The sequence below is a fragment of the Streptomyces sp. NPDC012510 genome (assembly GCF_042955065.1).
In the GTDB taxonomy this organism is placed as follows: Bacteria; Actinomycetota; Actinomycetes; order Streptomycetales; family Streptomycetaceae; genus Streptomyces.
The window spans coordinates 290,768-304,323 of record NZ_JBIBEN010000003.1; the positions used below are offsets into that span (position 1 = coordinate 290,768).

Genomic DNA, 13,556 nt, shown 5'->3' on the forward strand with positions numbered 1-13,556 from the left:
ACAAAGTGGCTTAGGGGTTGCCATTGGGCGACCGCGGCGTGGCGCCAGTGATCTCGTCGACGAGGTGCAGCATTGCGTCCAGCTCCCCTGTGAGGCGTTCAACGAGAAGGATGAGTCGGTGCGGCTCAAGGTCGGCGAGCCTGGCATTGCGCGCCTCGTCGAGGCCTTGGCGGGCGAAGTCTCGTCGGATGGCCTGGGTTGGGGTGAGGGAGGCGCCCTGCGTGGGGTCGGGCTGCTCGGTCATGTGGAGGTCACCTGTTGGTGCGGGCGCTGTGGGGGTGGCGCGGGTGGGCGGGGTGGTGCGGGGGGTGAAGGTAATGGTCAGGTAAACCTCTGGCCTGAACAACGGTCAGTCTACGGCGTCACTCGAACGAGTGTTTTATTCGGCCTTGGGTTGCGGCGGCGAGCCGGGCCTGTTCCGTGAATGTCCCATCGATGGTACAGACATCGATCACGGCCTTGATCAGCGTGTACCCGTGCCAACCGACCCGATGCCCGACTGGGTACTGCAAAGACGTCGAGCCATCGGGGACAACATCCGGGCCGAACGCACGCGCCAGAAACTCACACAGGAGCGACTCGCCGAGTTAACCGACCTCGACCGGAAAACCGTCAACCGGATCGAGCAGGGCGCGACCGCAACACTTATCGATCACCTGCTGCTGATCGCTGACGTTCTCGAAGTCCCGCTCTCGGATTTGGTGCGGTGAGCCCGCCGCCGCGACGGGGGACGTCAGCGGCGGGCCCACCCAGGCCGCCCCGTCCCGGCACAGCTATCGGGGCAGCCACCTCGCACGCCGGGGATCCAGCCGGCGCCGAGGGGATCTCAACGCCGGAGGCGCCCGTCGAGGACGGCCGGGGCCGACTGGTAGGGAAGTTTCCGGCATGGCCGCTTGTGGAAGTACACAGCCGCCGCTGCCGTCGATGCCGCGTCTATGGGGTACGACCGGTACTCCTCGCCGTTCCGGATCGACTGCTGGCAGTCTCCGCAGATTTTGATCACGGCTTCCTCACCTTCTGGGTCGGCTATCCAGGTTGCGGGCGGTCGCGCAGTCTGGGCAGGCGTAGACCTCGGTGTCGAGGTTGTGGGCGCCGCTGCTGCCGCGGGCTTTTCCGGCGCTGACGGCTCCGGTGGTGAGTCGTGTGTCGCACCACACGCAGTTCCAGCCTGTGTATTGGCCGTGGGTCAGCTCGGTGGCGGGTGGCAGGCTCATCGGCTGTGCTCCGCCAGGGGTGTGAGGCCGTGTTGGGTGCGGCAGGTCTGGCAGGCGTACAGCATGCCGTTCTCGCCGCCTGAGCCTTCTTCGGTGATGCGGACAAGGAGTGCGGTGTCGGACAGGCCGCGGTGCCAGTTGCAGTAGGCGATGGGGCGGGGCCCGGGTGGAGGGGTGCGGCTGTGCTCTCGTACGAGTTGCTTCAGGGTGGCGGCGGTTTGGCAGGCGCCGGGGGTTTCGACGCAGGTCTCGCACATGCCGACGTGAGCATGGTCGGCGGCTCGTATGCAGGAGACGCAGCAGCGGGGGAACCAGTGCATGGGGTCGCGGCGCTCGCCGAGGTCGACTGCAGTCTCCACCGTGAGCGGGGTCGGGCACCACAGGCAGTGGCGGCCACACCGCTGGTCTTCCGTAAGGCGAGCAGGGTCGGGGAGGGCGAGCGCGTCGAGTTCCAGGGTGGTGCCGGTCTGGGTTCTCGGGTCCATCGCGCCTCCACGACCACAGGTGATCCGTCTCACACAGTGACCGTAGAGGCGCCCGCAGTTGACCGAGGACCGGAATCCGGTCCCCTACGCGGCCAGGATGCCAACCTCCACCGCAAGCTCCGACGCGCGCCGGCGCCGAGCCGCCTGCTTTGACTCCGTCTCCTCGAGGATGATGCGGCGGGCGTACCCGTTGTAGGCGATCGTGTCCGGTGCTGCCTTGTGCGCCTTCTCGAGCGCGGCGATCGCGACATCCGGCTGCCCGTCCAGCTGGTAGCCGCGCGCCTCCTCGATCTGGTGGCGGGCCCGGCGGGGCTTCGACTTGATGACTGCCTTGTTCGCCAGAGCCGCCTGACGCACAGATTCCCCGCCTTGGTGGAGTTCGACGGCGACGGTGACGGCGTGGGCGCCCATGATGGCCCGTGAGAACGAGGTGATCGGGTGGTAGTAGTCGGCGGGGAGCCGCTTGGCCATCTTGCGGGCCTTGTCCCAGTGCCGCCACGCGGTGCCGGTCTCCCGCCGTCGTGCGGCGGTGTAGCCGAGTTCGAACTCGAGGGCGCCCGCGATCGCGAGGACGTCATCGTCGGCATCGGGCAGGAGTGGCTCGAGGAAGCGGACGGCCTCGAGGTTGATGGCGTCGGCGGCGTCGAAGTGCCGGCGCCCGGAGTCGCGGTGGGCTTGGGCCAGCAGCCAGGCGGCGACGCCGATGGCGTGCGGGTCCCCGGAGTCTTGGGCGGCGACCATGCCGCGTTCGGCGACGCGCCACAGGAGGCTGGAGTCGGGCTGGTAGGCGATGAAGAACTGCGACAGCGAGTACGTCTCGGCGAGGAGGGCTTGTGCGTGGCGGCGGTCGTTGCTCGAGTCGGCGTGTCGCACCAGGGCTTGCGCGTCGCGGATCAGATCCGGCAGCAGCTTCCCGATGACCTCGCGGTGTTTCTCCGCCGCGTGCCGGGCCTTCCATGCGGCGTGCAGTCGGGCCTCGAGGTGGGCGAGTGGTGGCGGCTCGAGACTCGAGGACAGGGAGAAGTTGTCGATGGCGGCCTTGACGGCGGCGAGGCGGGGGTGGCCGGGGCCGATGAAGAGGTCGATGTGCATGTCGGGGTGGCCTGTCAGGTCGGCGAGGTCTCGGACCCGGAGGGCTTCGGCGATCCGCATCACCATGTCGAGGCCGGGTGCCTGCTGCTGCCCGTTCTCGATCTTCTTCAGGGTGTGAGGTGAGACGCCGATCAGGTCGGCGAGTTGTGCGCGGGTCATGCCCCGGCGCTCGCGGAGAATCTGCACCCGCTGGCCGAAGCGCAACGGGTCGGCGTATGGGTCCGGGGTAGCATCGGAGTGCGACATGGCCTTGCCCCTCTCTGAACAGCTCGTCACTGTCAGGGTATGGGCAAGGCCCTTTTCCGTGGGCGGCCATGCGTGTTTGGGGGCGTCGCTCGATAGGCTGACTGTATGCCCCCCGAACCCCCGGCCTCTGGCCCTGTGCGCTCTGCTGCGGCTGTGAACGCCGAGATCAGGGCGTTGTGGGTGGATCCGCGTGTGCCGTTGACGGATGAGCAGCGGGCGCGGCGGGATGAGTTGTACGTGGAGTGGGCGGAGGCTGTACGGGCCGAAGTCGTCGAAGCGGCCTGAGACGCGAGTGCCCCGCCGGACACCCGGCGGGGCTCAGCTCACGCAGCCAGCATGCGCTGTATGGATACCACCAGCCTACGACCGCCCACCGACAACCAGGCCTACGCGTACACCCGTCGCTGCGGATCCAACGCGCCCGCAGCCTGCGGAGTCCCCTCGCCCGGCCCTGGATCCGGGGCCGGGTCCTTCCGGCAGACGAGCGCGTCCTCGTAAGGTGCGGAAGATCCTCCCCGCGCTGACCTGCCGCGCGCTCACCGGCACGGACATCGAGGTGTACGGCGACGGCACCCAGATCAGCGACTGCGTGTACGTCGAGGACGTCGCCCGCGCGTTCGTGGAAGCGCTGGAGCACACCGCCGAACACGGGCCCACCGAACGGCCCGTCGAGGTCGGCCCGCTCACGTCGGTCACCGTCAACGACATCGCCCGCCTCGTCGCCGACTACGCCGCCGAGATCACCGCACGGGAGCCGGTCGGGGTCAAGCACCTGCCGATGCGGCCCGGCGAAGTCCCGAACGCGGTCGTCTCCTCCGACACGTCCACGCTCGCGCAGATCGGGATGACGGCCGCCGACTTCGTGCCCCTCGACGAGGGCATCCGGCGCACGGTCGACTACTACGCCACCGAATGGCTCCCCGGCTACCTGGCCGCCTGACACCTGAAGGAGGCGGTCGTGGCCCGCTTGCAGATCCTCGAACTCCCCGAAGGCACAGGCGACGACCGGCCGCCGTTCGTCCTTGTCGTAGACCAGATCACAGAAGACGAACGGGAGGCGTTCCTCCAGTCGCAGGACGCCACCAACGGGCTTGCCGCGGCGGTCGGGGCCCGAGCGATAGTCAACTTCCACAGGGTGACCATCGACATCCCCGCCAACGACCCGCCGTTCCTGAACGAGGTCGTCGAGGACCCGAAGCGCGCGGGGACTGCCCAGCTCGTCGACGCGCACGAGCGGTCCCGGCTCGCCCTCTGCGACGCCCTCCTCCTGTCACGGGACACGACATGGCACCAGCTCATCGAGCAAGTCAGCGAGCGGCAGCGGGAACTCGCAGCACTCCACCGCAAGCTTGACGGGCCCCCGGACGCCGGACTCTCCGCCCTCGTCCTGAACGCCACCGGCAATGTGACATGGGGGATGCGCGCATGAGACTCGCGAGCGGCACAGCAATCGCTTCCACGACGGTGGCGACCGTCCTGTTCGGAGGAGTGGCGCTCGCCCTCAACGGCATACTCCACGACCAGGTCTCCCACTCCCTCGGCGGAGTGGGAGCCATCATGGTCGCCCTCACCGCTGCGGTGCTGCTCGTCATCCACCGGTGGGTCACCGACACCCGCACCGAACGCGGCCTCCTCGCTCAAGCCCAGCACGAGACACAAACGGAGTGGGCCCGCTATATCGCGGCCCAAGCCTCCCTGGAGGGCGAACGCACCCGCATGCGCCGCGACCTCGACGAAGAACGAGCCGCACTCCTGGAAGGCATCGCCCAGGAACGCGAAGCGCTCTCCGCCGAGTTCGAAGAGCGCAGCGCCAGCCTCATCTGCGAGACGATGGAAGCCACAGTCCGCATGTTCCACAACGGCGAGTTCGCCCCAGACACACGCCGCGGCGCCACCCTCATCCAGTTCCCGAACCAGCAGCCAGAGAAGCAGCCTCGGGGACACGGAGTGGTCGGTCCCTGAACCCCGGCTCCCCGAAGAACGACAGCCGAACACGGCCATCGCCCAACGAGCGCCGGCCAGAACCCTGCGCCTTATACAGCCGGACAGTTACGACCTTACGGATCACTTCCCGCTTCTGCTCAATCGTGAGACCCGGCACCGCCGGCTCATCCTCGGTCGCTGGACGGCCACTCCACACAACCTCTGGATCCCTCGCCTCCAGCATCCTGAGAAGCAGCGGAGATACCCCCGTGAAGCTCTGCAACTTCTTGCGCGCCGCCTCCAACTTCGGCTCCAGTCGGGATTCCATCGACGCTAGCGACGCGGGCGACAGCTTGAATCGGCCCGCTTCGTCGTCGAACTCCTGGGCCAGACGTTGGGCTTCGTCGAGCTGCTCCTCGTAGGCGTTGATGAGCCTCTGCGTGGCGGCCGCCATTTCCTTGACCTTGTCGTCGGCCGGTACAAGGGCGGCTCTCGCGCTCTCCTTGTCGCTGAACCAGGTGAGAAGCGCCTCCTCGACGTAGGCGTCGAGCGTCGTCTCGACGATGGACGTGTCGAACTTTTCCTTGCAGACCAGCGTCGTCTTCCGCCTGCCGCTGGGGGCGAGGTAACGGAGTACTGCATGGTCGCCGCATTCACCACACAGGCCCAGGTATGACAGGAGGTGCTTCACCTCAGTGCCTCGCTGCGTCCTGCGGCCGGGGTCGGTGAGCTTGGCAGTCACACGGTTGAACATGGCCCGGCCCTCAGGGGTGTCAAGCCTCTTGATCGGATCCCATACGGCTTTGATGTACGAATCCCTATGGAGGCGTTCGCCAAGGTAGGCCCGGTTCAAGAGCATCATCCGCACGTACTGCTCTGTCCACGCTTTGCCGTCCGGCCGGGCCGCTTCCGGCTCGGACTTGAGCCAGCGGACGAGCGCCCGCAGGTTGTGCCCTGAGTCGAAGCGCTGCAAGGCCTGATACACGTACGTGCCTCGGCCGTCTTCGCTCTGGCCGGTGCAGCGCTTACGTCCGTTCACGGTCTGGTACGTCCGCGTGTACCCGTATATCGACTTTCCGTGGGGCATGCCTGCCTGTGCTTGGCGGCCGGCAGTGCGCAAGTTCTGGTCGCGTAGCCCTTCAGCTTCGTCTTCGGCGTCGACCGCGTGCATGGCGGTGGCCTTGCGGTCGTCGCGTCGGCTGAGGTCGTAGACCTGGCCGTTGTAGCAGAGCAGTACGTTGGCGGCCAGGCAGGCGTTTCGTAGCCTGACGTACGCCTCCAAGTCGCGGTAGTACCGGGAGGCGTTGTAGGCGACGACGATGCGCCGGACGCCGGGCCTGGCGGTGCCTTCGGTGATGGTGGCGAGGAGGGCCTCGAATTCGGTTCGGGCTTTCTTGCCGTGTCGGCTGGCCGAGGTGTCGGTGTCTTTGAACTCGCGGGCGATGGCCCAGTTGTAGTCGTGGCACAGGGTGCGGCCGGTGGCGAGCTGGGCTTCGACTGAGTCGCCGCTGCCTACGGCGTCGTCGCTGTTGCGGCCATAGAGGAGGGCTTCGAAGGTGACTCCGGCGAAGACCAGGTGCAGGTACTCGGGCGCGTAGGGCATGTGGGTGATGTTAGCGAGTTAATGCAATCTGTAAGCCGCATTGTGGAGCCACACCCGGCTGATCGTCGATGTCGTACCGGGCCGGGGCAGCGGTTTCTCCCTGGAAGCACCCGAAGGAGTGCGTTTTCTCATCCGTTCCCGCGTCGTCGACGCTCAGCCGCCGCCCGGCCGGTAGTCGTCTGGTGCACTTCCCCTGAGTCCAGGAACGGTTGACGAGACATCAGGGGGCATCGTGACGCGTCGTGGTGGGCGGTCGAGGACGGTACTGACGGTTCTCGCGGCGTGGAGTGTGCTGGCCGGCGCGGTCCTCGTGGGGGCGGCCCCGGCCACTGGCGCGCCCAGGGCCGTCGTCATCGCTCCGGGCGTCGAGTACACCCACTTCGACATCCGGGCGACCAAGGGTGTGGCGCACGCCCATGTGCTGAGCGTCGATCTGCGCAGCACTCGGGTCGGCGTCGGACTCCTCCACCCGGGCAAGGTGGCCGCACGGGCGACCGTGTCCCGGCTGGCGACGTCGGCGGGTGCCGTGGCCGGGGTCAACGGCGACTTCTTCAACATCACCGAGACCCAGCACCCGGGTGTCGCGGCCACGGGCGCCCCGGTCGGCCCGGCGATCGCCGACGGGCACGCCCTCAAGGCCGCCGTCCCGAACGGCCAGCGCTTCGGCCCGGCCCTGCCGCCCGGCACGACCACCAAGGACGTGCTCGGTGTCACGGCCGACGGCAGGGCCCGCCTCGACAGCATCGCCCTCGACGGTTCCGTCACCACCGCTGAGGGCGTCGTGCCGCTCGGCGGTCTCAACCAGTACGCCCTGCCGGTCGGTTCCGTCGGGGCGTTCACCTCGGACTGGGGGGAGATCTCACGGCTGCGGGCCGTCTGCGGCACGGACAGCGACCGGGCGGCGCCGTGCAGCGCCGACACCCACGAGGTGCTGGTCGCGGACGGCCGTGTGGTCCGCACGGCCGGCACGCCCGGCAACGGCCCCATCGACCCCGGTGCCACCGTCCTCGTCGGCCGTGAGGCGGGAGCCCAGTGGCTGCGCAAACTCGCCCCGGGCGACACGGTCGAGGTACGGCACCGCCTCGTCCCCTCGTCGGACACGAGCCCGTACACGTTCGCGCTCGGCGGCTACCCCGTCGTCCGGGCCGGCCGCCCGCTCCCCGGCCTCGACGCCACGACCTCGGCGGTCCGCACGGCCGCCGGCATCGCCGACGACGGCCACCGGTTGTTCCTGCTCGCCCTGGACGGGGCCGCCGCGTACCGCACCGGTCTCACGATCGCCGAAGTCGCCACCGCGATGCGGGAGTTGGGTTCCGTGGACGCGTTCAGCCTCGACGGCGGGGGCTCCTCCACCCTCGTCGCCCGCGCACCGGGCGCGACCGCCGTCACCGTACGCAACCACCCGACCGACGGCGCGGAGCGTGCCGTCCCCAACGGCATCGGCGTGTTCACCAAGCCGTGAGAACCCGCTTTCCAGGGGCGCGGGGAACTCACCCACTCACGGCTCGAGATCACCGACGATGTCCGCCGTCGCCGTGAGACCACTGTGGATCGTCGGCGCCAGACTCGTACCGGCCATGGAGAACCCGAGCAGTACACAGACCGCGGCGTGCGAGAACTTCAGCGCGCCGTTGCGCATGAAGATCACCGTCAGGATCGCGAGCAACACCACCACAGAGATGGAAACGGCCATCGTCAACCTCCTCCGCCACGCCCACTTCGCGGCATTCGGCCGTAAGTGTGGCGTAGCGAACGGTTCGTCCGTGCGGCTGACGTATCGGCCGAACAGGTGGTGTCGGGCACCCGCCCAGCGCCCACCCTCCGGAGTGCCGCCCCCGCTCGTACCGTCCGTGCGGGGCTCGCGAAAAGGCCCGCCCCGGGTGGGGCGGGCCTTCCGCGTGGTGGGTCAGGGGGCCTGGAGGTCGACCAGTTCGGCTACTGCCGCCCGGTGGGCGCCCGCCGTGCCGTACGCGATCGAGTCGGCCTTCGCCCGCTTCAGATACAGGTGGATCGGGTGTTCCCAGGTCATGCCGATCCCGCCGTGCAGTTGCAGCGCCTCCTCGGCCGCGTGGACGGCCACGGGCGCCGCGAACGCCTGGGCCACGGCCACCGCGAGGTCGGCGTCGTCGCTGCCGGTGGCGAGCGCGTCGGCCGCGTTCCGGGCGGTCGCCCGGAGGTTGACGACCTCCAGCCAGAGCTGGGCGAGGCGGTGCTTGAGCGCCTGGAAGCCACCGACGGGCCGGTTGAACTGCTTGCGCTCCTTGAGGTAGCGGACCGTCTCGGTCAACGTCCACTCCGCCAGGCCGAGTTGCTCGGAGGCCAGCAGCGCGGCTCCGGCCCTCAGGGCACGCCGTACGGCCGGCTCGGCGTCGCCGAGGAGACGGCCGGGTGCCCCGTCGAGCACCACCTTCGCCAGCGGCCGGGTCAGGTCCAGCGAGACCTGCGGGGTGACGGTCGCCGCCGAGGCGTCCACCGCGTACAGACCGCCGTCGTCGGCGGGCACCAGCAGCAGATCGGCGACGGCCGCGTCCGCGATGCCGGTCAACTCGCCGTGCAGAGCGCCGTCCTCGAACCGTACGACCTTGTAGGCGCTCCCGGCGGGCAGGTTCAGCGCGACCGCGAGGGCGCCGATTCGCCGGCCGGAGGCCAGGTCGCCGAGCAGGTCGCCGGCATCACCGGCCAGCAGGGCCTCGGTGGCGACGACGGCGCTCGTGAGGTACGGCACCGGCGCGACCGCGCGCCCCAACTCCTCCAGGACAACGGCGACTTCGCGGTGGGTGGCGCCCTGGCCGCCCTGCTCCTCGGGGACGAGCAGCCCGGCGAGGCCCATGCCGTCGGAGAGCAGCTTCCACAGTTCGCGGTCGTGCGGTGCGTCCGTCTCGACGCGGGCGACGACGCCCGCCGCGTCGCAGTGGTCGGCCAGCAGATCGCGGACGGCCGCGCGGAGGGCCTCTTCCTCCTCCGAGTACAGCAGATCGGGCTGGGCGCGCTGTGCTGTCATCGGGCGAGGTCCTTCCAGGCGACGTCCTTGTCGGTGCGCGGCTCGGCGGGCAGGCCCAGGACGCGCTCGGCGACGATGTTCAGCAGGACCTCGGTGGTCCCGCCCTCGATGCTGTTGCCCTTGGAGCGGAGGTAGCGGTAGCCGGCGTCGCGGCCGACGAAGTCGACCAGCTCCGGGCGCCGCATCGTCCAGTCGTCGTACGACAGGCCTTCCTCGCCCCGGAGTTCGACCTCCAGGCCGCTGATCTCCTGGTTGAGGCGGGCGAAGGCGAGCTTCATGCCCGCGCCTTCGGGGCCGGGCTGTCCGGCGACGAGCTGCTGGCGCAGCCGTTCGGCGGTGAGCCGGGCGGCCTCGGCCTCGACCCAGAGCTTGAGCAGGCGCTGGTGGAGGTCGTGCGTGCGCAGCTCCGGGCGCTCGCGCCAGGTCTTCGACACCGGGCCGATCATCCCGCCCTCACGGGGCAGCCGCATACCGCCGATGGCGACGCGCTCGTTGTTCAGCGTGGTCTGCGCGACCTTCCAGCCGTCGCCGACGTCGCCGAGGCGCCGCGTGTCCGGGATGCGGACGTCGGTGAGGAACACCTCGTTGAACTCGGCCTCACCGGTGACCTGGCGCAGCGGCCGGACCTCGACACCCGGGTCGGTCATGTCGCAGATGAAGTAGGTGATACCTCGGTGCTTGGGCACATCCGGGTCGGTGCGGGCGATGAGGATGGCCCACCGGGCGACGTGCGCGCTGGAGGTCCACACCTTCTGCCCGTTGACCACCCAGTCGTCGCCCTCCCTTACGGCCCTGGTGCCGAGCGCGGCCAGGTCGGAGCCGGCACCGGGCTCGCTGAAGAGCTGGCACCAGACCTCCTCGCCGGTCCACAGCGGTCGCAGATACCGGCGCTTCTGTTCCTCCGTGCCGTAGGCGAGGATCGTCGGAGCGGCCATGCCGAGGCCGATGCCGATGCGGCGCGGGTCGTTGTCGGGGGCACCCTCCGCCTCCAGGTCGGCGTCCACGACGGCCTGGAGGGAGCGCGGGGCGCCGAGGCCGCCGAGGCCCTCGGGGTAGTGCACCCAGGCGAGCCCGGCGTCGAAGCGGGCGCGCAGGAAGTCCAGACGGTCGGTGTCGGCGGGCGGATGGGCGGCGAGCAACTCGGCCGCACGGCGCCTGAGTTCGGCTGCGTCGGTCATGCGGCGGCTCCGTTCCTGAGCGACGGCACCACGACGACCCGGCCGGTGGTGACACCGTCCGCGAGGCGCTGTACGGCCGCGGCGGCACCGTCGAGCGGCACCCGCTCGCTGACCAGCGGCTTGACGACGCCCCGGGCCGCCAGCCCGGTGAGCTGCTCGTGGCAGTGCTGCACCAGCTTCGGGTCCTTGGTGTTGTACAGGCCCCAGTGCAGGCCGAGGATCGAGTAGTTCTTGACGAGGGCGTGGTTGAGGCCGGGGCTGGGGATCGTCCCGCTGGCGAAGCCGACGACCACGATGCGTCCCTCGAAGGCGACGACCTTGGTCGACTGCGTGTAGGCCTCGCCGCCCACGGGGTCGTAGATCACGTCCGCGCCCCGGCCTCCGGTGGCCTCCTTCACGGCGGCGACGACGTCCTCGCTCCGCCGGTCGACCACCACGTCACACCCCAGGTCCCGGGCCACGGCCGCCTTGTCGGCGCCGCCGACGACACCGATGACCGTCGCCCCGGCCGCCTTTCCGAGCTGCACGGCAGCGCTGCCGACCCCTCCGGCGGCAGCGTGGACGAGCAGCGTCTCCCCGGCCTCCAGCCGGGCCCGGCGGTGGAGGCCGAACCAGCCCGTCTGGTACCCGATGTGCAGGGCCGCGGCCTCGGCGTCGTCCAGCGCCTCGGGCGCGGGCAGCAGCGCGGCGGCGTCGGCGACCGCGAACTCGGCGAGACCGCCGTGGGGCAGCGCGGGGGTTGCGATGACCCGGCGGCCGTCCTCGGTCTCGCCGCAGATTTCCACGCCGGGTGTGAACGGCAGCGGCGGTCGGACCTGGTAGTGGCCCCGGGCCATCAGCACGTCCGGGAAGTTGATGTTCGCGGCACGCACTTTCAGCAGGACCTGGCCGTCACCGGGGGCGGGCCGCTCCACGTCCTGGAGCCGCATCACCTCGCTCGGCTCGCCGTTCTCGTGCACTTGCCATGCCTGCATGCGGTGCCTCCACGGACTGCTTCGGACTGCTTCGTCTGACCGGGGTCGACTGTCGTATGCATACTAAGCGGTCGCTTGCCCTTCGGGGAACCGTCGGGGGCCCGTAGCGTGCGTCACGCGCGCGTGGGCTTCGCCCGTACGTGCATCCGCTCTCCCTGCGGCCCGAACAGGCTCAGGAACTCCACCGGCCCCTCCCCCGTCGACCCGAACCAGTGCGGGACCCGGGTGTCGAACTCGGCGGCCTCTCCGGCGGTCATCACCAGGTCGTGCTCACCGAGCACGACCCGTAGCCTGCCGGACATCACATACAGCCACTCATAGCCCTCGTGGGTGCGGGGTTCGGGCTCCTGGTTCCCCTGCGGCACGAGCACCTTGAAGGCCTGGAGGCCGCCCGGCTGCCGGGTGAGCGGCCAGTACGTCCGCCCGTGCCGGGTGATCGGCTTCGACCGGACCCGGGGGTCCCCGACCGGCGGCTCCCCGATCAACTCGTCCAGCGGCACCTGATGGGCCCGCGCGATCGGCAGCAGCAACTCGAGGCTGGGCTTGCGCAGGCCCGACTCCAGCCGCGAGAGCGTGCTCACCGAGATTCCGGTCGCCTCCGACAGCCCGGCGAGGGTGGCCCCCCGCTCCTTCCGGATCCGCCGCAGCCGTGGCCCGACACCCGCCAGCACCTCGTCCGTCCCGGCAGGCCCGTCGCTCGCCCCGCTCTTGTCGTTCATCCCGCTCGTCCCACTCATGGAGTCATTGCAGTTTCGGCAAAGACGTTTGTCAATGCCGTACCGCTCGGGGGACTGTCGTCGTGGAGGTGGTCAGACATGACCGAGCAGTACGAAGTGATCGTCGTCGGCGGCGGCGCGGCCGGACTCTCCGCCGCGCTGGTCCTCGGCCGGGCCCGGCGCCGCACCCTCGTCGTCGACGCGGGCGAGCCCCGCAACACGCCCGCGGCCCATATGCAGGGCTATCTGTCCCGGGACGGCATGTCCCCGGCGGAGTTCCTGGCCGTGGGCCGGGAGGAGATCGGCCGGTACGGCGTCGAACTGGTCCGTGGCCGTGCGGTGGACGTCACCCGCGATGTGGACGGGCGGAGCTTCACCGTGACCCTCGGGGACGGCCGGGCGGTGAGGGCCCGGCGCCTCGTCGTCGCCACCGGGCTGAAGGACGAGCTGCCGTCCGTTCCCGGCGTCGCCGAGCGCTTCGGCCGGGACGTGCTGCACTGCCCGTACTGCCACGGCTGGGAGGTCCGCGACGAGCCCTTCGGCGTGCTGGCGACCTCTCCGCTGAGCGTCCACCAGGCACTGATGGTCTCCCAGTGGTCCAAGGACGTGACCCTGTTCCTGCACACCGTCACCGAGGACGAACTCTCCGACGAAGACCTGCGCCGCCTCGCCGCCGCCGGAGTGTCGGTGGCCCCCGGGGAGGTGGCGGGCCTGCTGGTGGAGGACGACCGCCTCACCGGCGTCACCCTCGCCGACGGGACGACCCACGCCCGCTCGGTGCTCTTCACGGCCCCCCGCCCGATCCCGCGGACCAGCCTGCTGGAGAAGCTGGGTGCCGAGCTGAACGAGACCCCGTTCGGTTCGTACCCGGTGGTCGACCCCACCGGCCTGACCACCGTCCCCGGTGTCTGGGCCGCCGGCAACGCCATGGGCTTCTCCGAACAGGTGATCAACGCGGCGTCCTCCGGTTACCGGGCGGGCGCGACGATCAACGGAGAACTGCTGATGACGGACCTGGACGCGGCATGAGCGAGCGGCCCGAAGGGCCATCGAGGGGCGCGGGGAACCGCGCGACAAGCCACGACGCACCCCCACTCGCCGATCCACCCGCACCCCCGATCCAA

17 protein-coding genes and 1 pseudogene are annotated in these 13,556 nt (G+C 70.0%); 8 read left to right on the top strand and 10 right to left on the bottom strand.

Annotated elements, in window-relative coordinates; translation table 11 throughout:
• Positions 1-10 precede the first annotated feature (10 nt).
• On the bottom strand, positions 11-244 hold the full coding sequence (locus ACFY9I_RS06675; RefSeq protein WP_390998126.1) for a hypothetical protein: 234 nt from the start codon (positions 242-244) through the stop codon (positions 11-13).
• A 130-nt stretch (positions 245-374) separates the two neighbouring features.
• Between ACFY9I_RS06675 and ACFY9I_RS06680 the strand changes: the two genes are divergently transcribed.
• Positions 375-710, top strand: a complete 336-nt coding sequence (locus tag ACFY9I_RS06680; RefSeq protein WP_390997546.1) for a helix-turn-helix domain-containing protein — start codon at positions 375-377, stop codon at positions 708-710.
• Between the two features lie 300 nt (positions 711-1,010).
• Here the strand turns inward: ACFY9I_RS06680 and ACFY9I_RS06685 are convergent, their stop codons facing one another.
• The 3 genes from ACFY9I_RS06685 to ACFY9I_RS06695 form a co-directional block, all read right to left on the bottom strand.
• Positions 1,011-1,214 (bottom strand): hypothetical protein, encoded by a 204-nt coding sequence (locus ACFY9I_RS06685; protein ID WP_390997548.1) that lies wholly within the window; start codon positions 1,212-1,214, stop codon positions 1,011-1,013.
• Positions 1,211-1,699 (bottom strand): hypothetical protein, encoded by a 489-nt coding sequence (locus tag ACFY9I_RS06690; protein WP_390997550.1) that lies wholly within the window; start codon positions 1,697-1,699, stop codon positions 1,211-1,213. The genes ACFY9I_RS06685 and ACFY9I_RS06690 overlap by 4 nt, the downstream gene beginning before the upstream one ends.
• An 84-nt stretch (positions 1,700-1,783) precedes the next feature.
• A complete protein-coding gene (locus ACFY9I_RS06695; protein WP_390997553.1) occupies positions 1,784-3,037 on the bottom strand; it encodes a helix-turn-helix domain-containing protein in 1,254 nt (417 codons plus the stop codon).
• 153 nt (positions 3,038-3,190) lie between these two features.
• On the opposite strand from ACFY9I_RS06695, the gene ACFY9I_RS06700 reads away from it, so the two are divergent.
• Genes ACFY9I_RS06700 through ACFY9I_RS06715 form a run of 4 tightly spaced genes read left to right on the top strand, consistent with a single transcriptional unit; the run spans position 3,191 to position 4,999 of the window.
• Complete coding sequence (locus ACFY9I_RS06700) at positions 3,191-3,322, top strand: hypothetical protein (RefSeq protein ID WP_390998129.1); 132 nt, start codon at positions 3,191-3,193, stop codon at positions 3,320-3,322.
• Entirely contained in the window at positions 3,264-3,977 is a 714-nt protein-coding gene (locus ACFY9I_RS06705) for an NAD-dependent epimerase/dehydratase family protein (protein ID WP_390998089.1), read from the top strand. The genes ACFY9I_RS06700 and ACFY9I_RS06705 overlap by 59 nt, the downstream gene beginning before the upstream one ends.
• A gap of 18 nt (positions 3,978-3,995) precedes the next feature.
• Positions 3,996-4,466 carry a hypothetical protein gene (locus ACFY9I_RS06710; protein ID WP_390997555.1) on the top strand — a complete coding sequence of 157 codons (471 nt, stop codon included), beginning with the start codon at positions 3,996-3,998 and terminating at the stop codon, positions 4,464-4,466.
• On the top strand, positions 4,463-4,999 hold the full coding sequence (locus tag ACFY9I_RS06715) for a hypothetical protein (RefSeq protein ID WP_390997558.1): 537 nt from the start codon (positions 4,463-4,465) through the stop codon (positions 4,997-4,999). Before ACFY9I_RS06710 ends, ACFY9I_RS06715 begins: the two co-directional genes overlap by 4 nt.
• On the opposite strand, the gene ACFY9I_RS06720 is transcribed toward ACFY9I_RS06715, so the two are convergent.
• A complete protein-coding gene (locus ACFY9I_RS06720; protein WP_390997560.1) occupies positions 4,935-6,563 on the bottom strand; it encodes a recombinase family protein in 1,629 nt (542 codons plus the stop codon). The genes ACFY9I_RS06715 and ACFY9I_RS06720 overlap by 65 nt on opposite strands.
• A 40-nt stretch (positions 6,564-6,603) precedes the next feature.
• Here ACFY9I_RS06720 and ACFY9I_RS06725 point away from each other — a divergent pair.
• Together ACFY9I_RS06725 and ACFY9I_RS06730 are read left to right on the top strand one after the other, a co-directional pair.
• A pseudogene (locus tag ACFY9I_RS06725) lies at positions 6,604-6,738 on the top strand (DUF779 domain-containing protein); the annotation flags it as partial.
• Between the two features lie 114 nt (positions 6,739-6,852).
• Positions 6,853-8,025 carry a phosphodiester glycosidase family protein gene (locus ACFY9I_RS06730; RefSeq protein WP_390998092.1) on the top strand — a complete coding sequence of 391 codons (1,173 nt, stop codon included), beginning with the start codon at positions 6,853-6,855 and terminating at the stop codon, positions 8,023-8,025.
• A gap of 36 nt (positions 8,026-8,061) precedes the next feature.
• On the opposite strand, the gene ACFY9I_RS06735 is transcribed toward ACFY9I_RS06730, so the two are convergent.
• The 5 genes from ACFY9I_RS06735 to ACFY9I_RS06755 all read right to left on the bottom strand — a co-directional run bounded on the left by ACFY9I_RS06735 (position 8,062) and on the right by ACFY9I_RS06755 (position 12,453).
• Positions 8,062-8,256, bottom strand: a complete 195-nt coding sequence (locus tag ACFY9I_RS06735; protein ID WP_390997562.1) for a hypothetical protein — start codon at positions 8,254-8,256, stop codon at positions 8,062-8,064.
• 213 nt (positions 8,257-8,469) lie between these two features.
• Positions 8,470-9,564: an acyl-CoA dehydrogenase family protein gene (locus tag ACFY9I_RS06740; RefSeq protein ID WP_390997565.1), complete on the bottom strand. Its 1,095-nt coding sequence runs from the start codon at positions 9,562-9,564 to the stop codon at positions 8,470-8,472.
• Complete coding sequence (locus ACFY9I_RS06745; protein WP_390997567.1) at positions 9,561-10,742, bottom strand: acyl-CoA dehydrogenase family protein; 1,182 nt, start codon at positions 10,740-10,742, stop codon at positions 9,561-9,563. The genes ACFY9I_RS06740 and ACFY9I_RS06745 overlap by 4 nt, the downstream gene beginning before the upstream one ends.
• Positions 10,739-11,716 (bottom strand): zinc-binding dehydrogenase, encoded by a 978-nt coding sequence (locus ACFY9I_RS06750; protein WP_390997569.1) that lies wholly within the window; start codon positions 11,714-11,716, stop codon positions 10,739-10,741. The genes ACFY9I_RS06745 and ACFY9I_RS06750 overlap by 4 nt, the downstream gene beginning before the upstream one ends.
• 113 nt (positions 11,717-11,829) lie before the next feature.
• Positions 11,830-12,453 (bottom strand): cupin domain-containing protein, encoded by a 624-nt coding sequence (locus tag ACFY9I_RS06755; RefSeq protein ID WP_390997572.1) that lies wholly within the window; start codon positions 12,451-12,453, stop codon positions 11,830-11,832.
• 78 nt (positions 12,454-12,531) lie between these two features.
• On the opposite strand from ACFY9I_RS06755, the gene ACFY9I_RS06760 reads away from it, so the two are divergent.
• Positions 12,532-13,461, top strand: a complete 930-nt coding sequence (locus ACFY9I_RS06760) for an FAD-dependent oxidoreductase (RefSeq protein WP_390997574.1) — start codon at positions 12,532-12,534, stop codon at positions 13,459-13,461.
• Positions 13,462-13,556 lie beyond the last annotated feature (95 nt).

Excerpts from the sequence above, each read along its gene's own strand:
- ACFY9I_RS06715 (WP_390997558.1), top strand. The coding sequence starts at position 4,463 with ATGAGACTCGCGAGCGGCACAGCAATCGCTTCCACGACGGTGGCGACC.
- ACFY9I_RS06690 (WP_390997550.1), bottom strand. The coding sequence starts at position 1,699 with ATGGACCCGAGAACCCAGACCGGCACCACCCTGGAACTCGACGCGCTC.
- ACFY9I_RS06740 (WP_390997565.1), bottom strand. The coding sequence starts at position 9,564 with ATGACAGCACAGCGCGCCCAGCCCGATCTGCTGTACTCGGAGGAGGAA.
- ACFY9I_RS06760 (WP_390997574.1), top strand. The coding sequence starts at position 12,532 with ATGACCGAGCAGTACGAAGTGATCGTCGTCGGCGGCGGCGCGGCCGGA.
- ACFY9I_RS06675 (WP_390998126.1), bottom strand. The coding sequence starts at position 244 with ATGACCGAGCAGCCCGACCCCACGCAGGGCGCCTCCCTCACCCCAACC.
- ACFY9I_RS06705 (WP_390998089.1), top strand. The coding sequence starts at position 3,264 with ATGAGTTGTACGTGGAGTGGGCGGAGGCTGTACGGGCCGAAGTCGTCG.
- ACFY9I_RS06735 (WP_390997562.1), bottom strand. The coding sequence starts at position 8,256 with ATGGCCGTTTCCATCTCTGTGGTGGTGTTGCTCGCGATCCTGACGGTG.
- ACFY9I_RS06720 (WP_390997560.1), bottom strand. The coding sequence starts at position 6,563 with ATGCCCTACGCGCCCGAGTACCTGCACCTGGTCTTCGCCGGAGTCACC.
- ACFY9I_RS06750 (WP_390997569.1), bottom strand. The coding sequence starts at position 11,716 with ATGCAGGCATGGCAAGTGCACGAGAACGGCGAGCCGAGCGAGGTGATG.
- ACFY9I_RS06745 (WP_390997567.1), bottom strand. The coding sequence starts at position 10,742 with ATGACCGACGCAGCCGAACTCAGGCGCCGTGCGGCCGAGTTGCTCGCC.
- ACFY9I_RS06755 (WP_390997572.1), bottom strand. The coding sequence starts at position 12,453 with ATGAGTGGGACGAGCGGGATGAACGACAAGAGCGGGGCGAGCGACGGG.
- ACFY9I_RS06685 (WP_390997548.1), bottom strand. The coding sequence starts at position 1,214 with ATGAGCCTGCCACCCGCCACCGAGCTGACCCACGGCCAATACACAGGC.
- ACFY9I_RS06695 (WP_390997553.1), bottom strand. The coding sequence starts at position 3,037 with ATGTCGCACTCCGATGCTACCCCGGACCCATACGCCGACCCGTTGCGC.